Genomic DNA, 548 nt, shown 5'->3' on the forward strand with positions numbered 1-548 from the left:
GCGTTCGAGACCGGGCAGCGCGTCGCGCGCGCCGGCCGGCTCCTTCGGGCGACGCGACCGGGCTGAATGCTTCCGCTTGACGTTTCGATATTTCGAGAATATTCGAATCATTGAAACGTCGGAGACCAGCCATGAAGCGCCTTCACCTGCACGTCAGCGTTCCGGAGATCGAACCGGCGATCGCCTTCTACACCACGCTGTTCAACGCCTCGCCCACCGTGGTGAAGGGCGATTATGCGAAGTGGATGCTCGACGATCCGCGCGTCAATCTCGCCATCTCCTCACGTGCCCGCGCCACCGGGATCGACCATGTCGGGGTCCAGGTCGACAGCGCCGCGGAACTGGGCGAGCTTGCCGGACGGCTCAAGGCCGCGGGCGCGCAGACCTTCGATCAGGAAGCGACCACCTGCTGCTACGCCCGGTCGGACAAATCGTGGGTGACCGACCCCGCCGGAGTGCGCTGGGAAACCTTCTTCACCCATGGCGACGCCACCGCCTATGGCGAGGACGAGGTGATCCCCGACGCCGCCAGCGCCTGCTGCACGCCC

Annotated in this window: 1 protein-coding gene; it reads left to right on the top strand. The window is 65.9% G+C overall.

The genetic code is table 11. From position 1 onward, the window contains the following. Positions 1-131: 131 nt before the first annotated feature. A partial coding sequence (locus CA237_RS19500; protein WP_126015336.1) for an ArsI/CadI family heavy metal resistance metalloenzyme occupies positions 132-548 on the top strand: 417 nt, incomplete at its 3' end.

The sequence above is a fragment of the Sphingomonas sp. ABOLH genome (assembly GCF_003951715.1).
In the GTDB taxonomy this organism is placed as follows: Bacteria; Pseudomonadota; Alphaproteobacteria; order Sphingomonadales; family Sphingomonadaceae; genus Sphingomonas; species Sphingomonas hankookensis_A.